General features: G+C 68.7%; 10 protein-coding genes and 1 pseudogene. 8 read left to right on the forward strand and 3 right to left on the reverse strand.

Annotated elements, in window-relative coordinates:
• Nucleotides 1-114 precede the first annotated feature (114 nt).
• The 3 genes from CDV49_RS19710 to CDV49_RS19720 form a co-directional block, all read right to left on the reverse strand.
• Nucleotides 115-903, reverse strand: coding sequence for a glycerophosphodiester phosphodiesterase family protein (locus CDV49_RS19710; RefSeq protein WP_088216985.1), 789 nt, complete (start codon nt 901-903; stop codon nt 115-117).
• On the reverse strand, nt 903-1,367 hold the full coding sequence (locus CDV49_RS19715) for a RidA family protein (protein WP_088216977.1): 465 nt from the start codon (nt 1,365-1,367) through the stop codon (nt 903-905). The genes CDV49_RS19710 and CDV49_RS19715 overlap by 1 nt, the downstream gene beginning before the upstream one ends.
• Before the next feature lie 145 nt (nt 1,368-1,512).
• Nucleotides 1,513-1,968, reverse strand: a complete 456-nt coding sequence (locus CDV49_RS19720) for an NUDIX domain-containing protein (protein ID WP_088216978.1) — start codon at nt 1,966-1,968, stop codon at nt 1,513-1,515.
• An 80-nt stretch (nt 1,969-2,048) separates the two neighbouring features.
• On the opposite strand from CDV49_RS19720, the gene hslO reads away from it, so the two are divergent.
• The 8 genes and pseudogenes from hslO to CDV49_RS19760 all read left to right on the forward strand — a co-directional run.
• Nucleotides 2,049-3,071, forward strand: a complete 1,023-nt coding sequence (hslO, locus tag CDV49_RS19725; protein ID WP_088216979.1) for an Hsp33 family molecular chaperone HslO — start codon at nt 2,049-2,051, stop codon at nt 3,069-3,071.
• On the forward strand, nt 3,061-3,705 hold the full coding sequence (locus CDV49_RS19730) for a CoA pyrophosphatase (protein ID WP_088216980.1): 645 nt from the start codon (nt 3,061-3,063) through the stop codon (nt 3,703-3,705). Before hslO ends, CDV49_RS19730 begins: the two co-directional genes overlap by 11 nt.
• The gene (locus CDV49_RS19735; protein WP_088216981.1) at nt 3,695-4,825 is read left to right on the forward strand and encodes a CCA tRNA nucleotidyltransferase; all 1,131 of its coding nucleotides are present in this window, start codon (nt 3,695-3,697) and stop codon (nt 4,823-4,825) included. Before CDV49_RS19730 ends, CDV49_RS19735 begins: the two co-directional genes overlap by 11 nt.
• Nucleotides 4,826-4,892: 67 nt before the next feature.
• Nucleotides 4,893-5,507, forward strand: coding sequence for a hypothetical protein (locus CDV49_RS19740; RefSeq protein ID WP_088216982.1), 615 nt, complete (start codon nt 4,893-4,895; stop codon nt 5,505-5,507).
• Nucleotides 5,504-5,917, forward strand: coding sequence for a tol-pal system-associated acyl-CoA thioesterase (gene ybgC / locus CDV49_RS19745; RefSeq protein WP_088216983.1), 414 nt, complete (start codon nt 5,504-5,506; stop codon nt 5,915-5,917). Before CDV49_RS19740 ends, ybgC begins: the two co-directional genes overlap by 4 nt.
• Nucleotides 5,918-6,030: 113 nt before the next feature.
• Entirely contained in the window at nt 6,031-6,735 is a 705-nt protein-coding gene (gene tolQ, locus CDV49_RS19750; protein ID WP_088216984.1) for a protein TolQ, read from the forward strand.
• Between the two features lie 3 nt (nt 6,736-6,738).
• Entirely contained in the window at nt 6,739-7,224 is a 486-nt protein-coding gene (gene tolR / locus CDV49_RS19755) for a protein TolR (protein WP_035742454.1), read from the forward strand.
• Between the two features lie 7 nt (nt 7,225-7,231).
• Nucleotides 7,232-7,491, forward strand: a pseudogene (locus tag CDV49_RS19760) (cell envelope biogenesis protein TolA); the annotation flags it as partial.

Here is a 7,491-nt window from a genome sequence, read left to right on the forward strand (position 1 = left end):
CCGCACCGCACCGCACCGCACGCTATCTTTCGCTGGAGAGAGGGTCGGCAGCATGCGGCAGATCGATTGCGGCCTGCCTTCCGGCGGGCCGCAACGGTTTCCGAAGGCGACGCCTCAGGCGGGGATGACGGGCAGATAATCCTCAAAGGTGATGTTCTCGGCGACGCGGCGCGCCTCCGCCTCCTCCTCTGCGCTGCGGACGGTCCATGTCAGGACCGACGCGCCAGCCGCCTTCAGTTCCGCCACCCGCGCGCGCCCCAGATCGGACCGCTGGTGGGAAATGAAGGAGGCCCCCGCCGCATCGTAATCCGGGATGGCGCGCAGGCGGGCGCAGGTTTCGGGAGAGAGCTTGTCCCATTCATCCGGGTCGTAGGAGCAGGTGATGAGGCCACGGGGCAGATCGGGGCGCAGCGCCCCGAAGGCGATGACGGAAGCCGGGTTGAACGACATGATCGCCACCGGCCCGCCATAACCTTCCAGCGCGGCCGCGGCCGCCTGCTCCAGTTCGCCCACATCCTCGCTGGAGGCGCGGGACTGGTCCTTTATCTCCACCAGAAGCGGCACGCGGCCCGCCACCACCTCCAGAAGTTTGGCGAAGGTCGGGATCTCGTCCGTGCCGCCCTTGAGCAGCATGGTTCCCAGTTCCGCTGCCGTCCGCTCCCGCAGCCAGCCGGTATGCTGGGTCAGGCGGGTGAGCCTTTCGTCATGGAACACCATCGCCTGACCGTCGGCGGAGAGCTGCAGGTCCAGCTCGATCCCGTAACCCGCGACCATCGCCGCCCGCGCGGCGGAGAGCGAGTTCTCCGCCCGGCCCTCTGCCATGTCGTGCAGGCCCCGATGCGCGATGGGGATGCGCAGGAAGTCGGCGGGGAGGGCGACGCGGGGCAGCGGGATTGCCGTCATCATCGCACCTCGAAGATCGCCTCGATCTCCACCGCGACGCCAAGCGGGAGCGAGGCTGCCGACACGGCGGAGCGGGCATGACGGCCCTGATCGCCGAGCGCTTCGACAAGGAAATCGGAGGCGCCGTTGATGACCTTGGGCTGATCGGTGAACTCGGGCGTGGAGTTGACGAAGCCGGTCAGCTTCACCACGCGAGCGAGCCGGTCCAGATCGCCGCCGCAGGCCGCCTTCAGCTGCGCCAGCAGGCTGATCGCGCAGGCTTTCGCCGCCGCAGCCCCCGCCGCCACATCCAGACCGCCGCCGAGCTTGCCGGTGATGAGACCCTCCGGCCCCTGGCTGATCTGGCCGGAGACATAGACCTGATTGCCGGTCAGCACATAGGGCACATAATTGGCCGCGGGCACAGGCGCCTCCGGCAGCGTGACACCCAGTTCGGCGAGTTTCGTCTCGATCTTTCCGGCCATGAGGGGCTCCCTTCCTTTGGGGCGCGCAGCCATTGCCGCGCGCCGCATTGCGGGCGGGAGGCTATCCGGTTGCGCCGGGGCACGGAACCCCCTTTGGCATGACATCCGCCTTGGACAGTCTCTCGGGGCCGGTGTCTGATGGATATCAGGGTGGCGGAATCAGGCCCGCTGCGAGCTGCTCCAGAAACAGCCGCTCGCCCTCGTTCGCAGCCATCTCCGGGGCATCGGCCACAGGCAGCCAGAGCGCGGTATGCCCCGGCTCCGTCGGCTCGCCGCGGCGCAGAACAGGCCGGGCGATGTAGATGGCGCAGAGCTTTTCCGCCCAGCGGTCGTATTCCGGCATGTAGGTGAAGCGCCGATAGGCCCCGACCCGCCGGGGGGCGGCGATGGTCCAGCCGGTTTCCTCCATCACCTCCCGGTGGAGGGCGCGGACGGGCGATTCGCCGGGATCCACGCCGCCGCCCGGAAGTTGCAGTTCCGGCGTCGGTTCCGCCTGAAAGGTCATCAGCAGACTGTCGCCCAGAACCAGCATTGCATAGGCCCCAGGCCTGAGCCTGTAACGCCGATCCGCCCTAACCGGTTCACCGATCCGTCGTATCATGGGTCATCCTTGCCCTTGGTCCCCCGCACGGGTTCCCTATATAGGGCGGTATGCCAAGGCGCGACGCGCAAGGAAACCCCATGACTCTTGGATCTCAGATCGCCTGGGACGATACCGTCCTTCCATTTCAACTTGACCGCTCGGACATCCGCGGCCGGGTCGCCCGGCTTGACGGGGTGCTCGACGATGTTCTGAAGCAGCACGACTATCCCGCCTCCATCGAGGCGCTGGTGGCCGAGGCCGTGATGCTGACCGCGATGATCGGCCAGACGATCAAGCTGCGCTGGAAGCTCTCGCTCCAGATCCGTGGCGATGGTCCGGCGCGGCTCATCGCGACCGACTACTACGCCCCGACGGAAGACGGCATGCCTGCCCGCATCCGCGCCTATGCGAGTTTCGATGCAGAGCGGCTCAGGGAGGATGTCGATCCCTTCAGCCAGATCGGCAAGGGCTACTTCGCCATCCTGATCGACCAGGGGCCGGGTACCACCCCCTATCAGGGGATCACCCCCATCGCGGGCGGGTCGCTCGCTGCCTGTGCGGAGACGTATTTCGCCCAGTCGGAGCAGTTGCCGACGCGGTTTTCGGTGACCTTCGGGCGCAGCCGGCTTCCGGGCGCTCCCGAGCGCTGGCGCGCGGGCGGCGTCATGCTCCAGCACATGCCGAAAAGTTCCCCCTTCGCCAAGGATGGCGGATCGGGAGAGGGCGGCCTGCTGCGCCCCGTGGACATACTCGACGGGGATGAGGAGGAGAACTGGAGCCGTGCCAACTATCTGCTCGACACGGTCGAGGACATGGAGCTGGTGGGGCCGAGCGTGCATCCGACGGACCTTCTGGTGCGGCTCTTCCACGAGGAAGGCCCGCGCGTCTATGACGCCCAGCCGGTGAAGTTCGGCTGCACCTGCTCGGAGGATCGTGTCCGCCAGAGCCTGTCGATCTATTCGGCCAAGGACATCCGCCACATGACCACGCCGGAAGGGATCGTGACCGCCGACTGCCAGTTCTGCGGCGCGCATTACGAGTTCGATCCCCGGACGCTGGGCTTCGAGGCGGAGATCACGCCCGAGGATGTCGCGGGCGGTGACGGCAAGAATGACCGCTGAGGCCACCGCGTCTTTCCCGGCCGCATCCGACCCGCTGGGTCGGGTGCGGTCCGCCCTGTCCGTCGATCTGCCGGAGGGGTCGAGCGATTTCGACCTCAACCCGCAAGTCGTGCTGCCCGAAGGGCGGCGCCTGCGCGAGGCCGCGGTGCTGATCCCGCTGCTTCACCGTCCGGCGGGGCTCGAGGTCATCCTGACCAAGCGGTCCTCCCACCTCGCGCATCATCCCGGCCAGATCGCCTTTCCGGGCGGCAAGATCGACCCCGGCGATGCCGATGCCCCCTCTGCCGCGCTCCGCGAGGCGGAAGAGGAGATCGGGCTTCCGCCCGCCAGCGTGGCGATTCTCGGACATCTGCCGGTGCATGAGACGGTGACCGGCTACCGGGTCCATCCGGTCGTGGGCGAGATCCGCGCCCCCTTTGTCGCCCGCCCGGAGCCCGGCGAGGTGGAGGAGGTGTTCACCGTCCCGCTGTCCCGCCTCGCCGATCCGCGCCTCTACCGGATCGAGAAGCGCCGTTGGCGCAACGAATTCCGCAGCTATTACGTGATCCCCTATGGTCCCTATTACATCTGGGGGGCGACGGCGCGGATGCTCATGGCGCTCGCCCGACGGATGGAGGCCGGGAATGGCCGCTGACCGGATCTCTGGCGCATGGCTTGCCCGCCCGGAGACGCAGGCGGTCTTTGCCGCGCTGGAGGATCGGGGGCATCGCATTCTGGCTGTGGGCGGCTGTGTGCGCAATGCGCTGATGGGCCTGCCGGTCGCGGATGTGGACATGGCCACCGATGCGGCGCCCGAGGCAACCATTGCCGCGGCGCAGGCGGCGGGGCTGCGCGCCGTACCGACCGGCATCGACCACGGCACCATCACCGTCGTTTCCGGCGGGATCGGCCACGAGGTCACGACCTTCCGCCGCGATGAGGAGACGGACGGGCGCCATGCCCGCGTGGCCTTCTCCACCGATCTGGCCGAGGATGCGGCGCGGCGGGATTTCACCATGAACGCCCTTTATGCCACGCGGGAAGGGGAGGTCATCGACCCGCTGGGCGGCCTTCCCGACCTGCGGGCGGGCCGCGTGCGGTTCGTGGGTGACGCAGAGGCCCGTATCCGGGAGGATTATCTGCGTATCCTGCGGTTTTTCCGCTTCTTCGCGCGCTATGGCACCGACGGGCCGGACCCGGAGGGACTGGCCGCCTGTGCCGCGCTGGCCGGGGGACTTTCGACCCTGTCGCGGGAGCGAGTGACGATGGAGCTTCGCCGCCTGCTGGCCGCGCCCGACCCCGCGCCCGCCGTGGCCAGCATGGCGGCGGCCGGTGTTCTGGCGCAGGTGCTGCCGGGTGCCGATCCCCGCGCGCTCGCCCCGCTCGTGCATCTGGAGGGGGCGCTGCCCCCCGACTGGCTCCGGCGTCTGGCGGTGCTGGGCGGCGAGACGGAGGGCCTGCGCCTGACGCGGGAGGAGGCCCGCCGCCTGCGCCTGCTGCGCGAAGCGGAGGGTCTGCCGGGCGCGCTCGGCTATCATCACGGCGCGGCCGCGGCGCGGGACATCGGCCTCGTCCGGTCCGCAAGCATCGGCGCACCGCTCCCGCAGGGATGGCTGGAGGAGGCCGCGCGGGGAGAGGCCGCCGATTTCCCCGTCCGCGCCGTGGATCTGGCCCCCCTGACCGGCCCTGCGCTTGGCCAGCGGCTGGCAGAGCTGCGGGATCGCTGGATCGCCAGCGGCTTCACCCTCGACCGGCGCAACCTGCTGGCGGACTGACGCTTTCGGACCGCTTGCGAAGCCGCCCGCTTCCGCCTATGCCCGCCGCCAGCAAGGGAGACGCCCGATGACCCCGGACGCGGTCGCGCGCCTGTTCACACATCAAGACGGCAGCTACCGCTTTGCCCGGTGGAGCAGGCCGATCGTGCCCGTCGTCTTCGGGGTGGACGATGCCACGCTCGCCACTTTCAAGGGCGCGGTGGAGGCCATGGTGCTGCTCGCCCGGCACCGCATGGCGGAAACCGACCCGGAGATGGGCGCGAACCTGTTCGTGTTCTTCTGCCGCGAGTGGCACGAGTTGCTTGCGGTGCCCGATCTGGATGGCCTGCTGCCCGACCTCGGGCCGCTTGTGGCGCGATTGTCGGCGGAAGGCGCGCATCACTACCGGGCCTTCCGGTTCGAGGCGGACGGCGCGATCCGGGCCGCTGTTTCCGTCCTGCGTATCGAGGGCGCGCTGGCGGATGTTCCGGCGGAGACGCTGGCGCTGAACGAGATGGCGCATCTGATGCTGCTCTGGGCGGAAGGCGCCTTCCCGCAGGGGCCGCTCGCGCTGGCGGCGGGCCATGCGGTCCTCCGTCCCGAGATCGCGGGCGTGATCCGTGCGGCCTATGCTCCGGTGATGCCGGTTGCCGCCAGCGACCCCTCTCATGCGCTCCGGCTCGCTGCGCGGGTGGCGGTATGAGCCATCTCTTCGCCCTCCGCGTCTATTACGAGGACACCGATTTCGGCGGCATCGTCTATCACGCCAACTACCTGAAGTTCATCGAACGCGCGCGGAGCGAATGGGTCCGCTCGCTGGGTATCGACCAGCGCCGGATGAAGGCGGAGACGGGCACGGTCTTTGCCGTCCGCTGGATGGAGAACGATTTCCTGAAGCCCGCCGTATTTGACGACGAACTGGTGGTGGAGACGCGGCTCGACCGGCTGGAAGGGGCGAGCCTGCATCTTCACCAGACCGTCCTCAGGGGCGCGGAGGCCCTTTTCACGGCCCGCGTGCGGCTTGTCTGCATCGGCGCGGCGGGGCGTCCGGTGCGCCTTCCGGCCGGGCTGCGCGCGGCCTTGAGCCATGCGGCCGGCGAGAAGCCGGGCTGACATGCCAAATCACGCGCCTGTGTTGGCAATTTGCCTGCATTCGCGGTAGAATCGGTGTAATCGAAAGCCGCGCGGAACGACGCGGCCAAAAAACCCAGACGAGCAGGACAGTGATGGAAACCCAAACCCTCGCCATGGCGCAGGAGATCGACTTCTCCGTGCTTGCGCTCTTTGCCCGCGCCACGATCGTGGTGCAGCTGGTGATGCTGGCGCTGCTTTTCGCCTCCTTCTGGTCCTGGGCGATCATCGTGCGCAAGTTCCTGATGTATCGCGCCGCGCGGGCGGAGGCGGCGGAGTTCGACCAGGCCTTCTGGTCCGGTGAGCCGCTCGACGAGCTTTACGACCGGATCGGTCCCAATCCGCAGGGCGCGTCGGAGCGCATCTTCGCCGCCGGAATGCTGGAATGGCGCCGCTCCCACCGGCAGGACGGGGTGCTGATCCCCGGCGCGCAGGCGCGGATCGACCGGTCCATGGATGTGGCCATCGCGAAGGAGGCGGAATCGCTCACCTCGGGCCTGTCCTTCCTTGCCACGGTCGGCGCGACCGCGACCTTCGTCGGGCTGTTCGGCACCGTCTGGGGGATCAAGCACTCCTTCGAGCAGATCGCCATCGCCCAGAACACCAACCTCGCCGTCGTGGCGCCGGGGATCGCGGAGGCGCTGCTGGCCACGGCCGTCGGCCTCGTCGCGGCTGTTCCGGCGGTGATCTTCTACAACAAGCTCAGCGCGGACAGTGACCGGATACTCGGCGGATATGAAGCTTTCGCCGATGAATTCGCCACGATCCTGTCCCGCCAGCTCGACGCGCAGGCGGCCTGAGCGATGGGGGCCGGGGTCATGCCGGGTGGCGGTGGCGGCAAGCGCCGGGGCAGACGCCGCGGCCGGGGCCGTTCGGGCGCTATGTCGGAAATCAACGTCACGCCCTTTGTGGACGTGATGCTCGTGCTGCTCATCATCTTCATGGTGGCCGCGCCAATGCTGACGGTGGGGGTGCCCGTGCAACTGCCGCAGACCGCCGCCGCCGCGCTCCCGCAGGAGCAGGAGGAGCCGTTGACCGTCACGCTCACCGCCGATGGGGGGCTTGCGATCCAGAACACCATGACGCCGGAGGAGGAGCTGCTGCCGAAGCTGCAGGCCATCGCGGCGGAGCGGCGGGACAACAAGGTCTTTCTGCGGGCCGATGGCTCCATCCCGTATGAGCGGGTCGTGCAGGTGATGGGCGCGCTGAATGCGGGCGGATTCTCCAACATCGGGCTGGTGACCGATTCGGGTGGCCCGGCCTTCGGCGGCCGACGGGCGGCGAACTAGGTCCGGCATGTTCGAGCGGTTGGATACCGGCACCAAGGTTTCGGCGATCGGCCATATCGGCCTGATCGGCTGGGTGATGCTGGGCGGATTCTTTTCAACGCCGGAAAGCCCGATGACGCCGCAGGTTGCGGATGTGTCGATCATTTCCGGCGAGGAATACGACGCCATGGTCGCCGCCGCGCCGGCGCCCTCCGTGGCGAGCGAGGCGCCCGCCACCTCCGCCCCGCCCGCGACCCGGCCCGAAACAAGGCCTGAACCCGCCGCCGA

The sequence above is a fragment of the Haematobacter genomosp. 1 genome (assembly GCF_002196855.1).
In the GTDB taxonomy this organism is placed as follows: Bacteria; Pseudomonadota; Alphaproteobacteria; order Rhodobacterales; family Rhodobacteraceae; genus Haematobacter.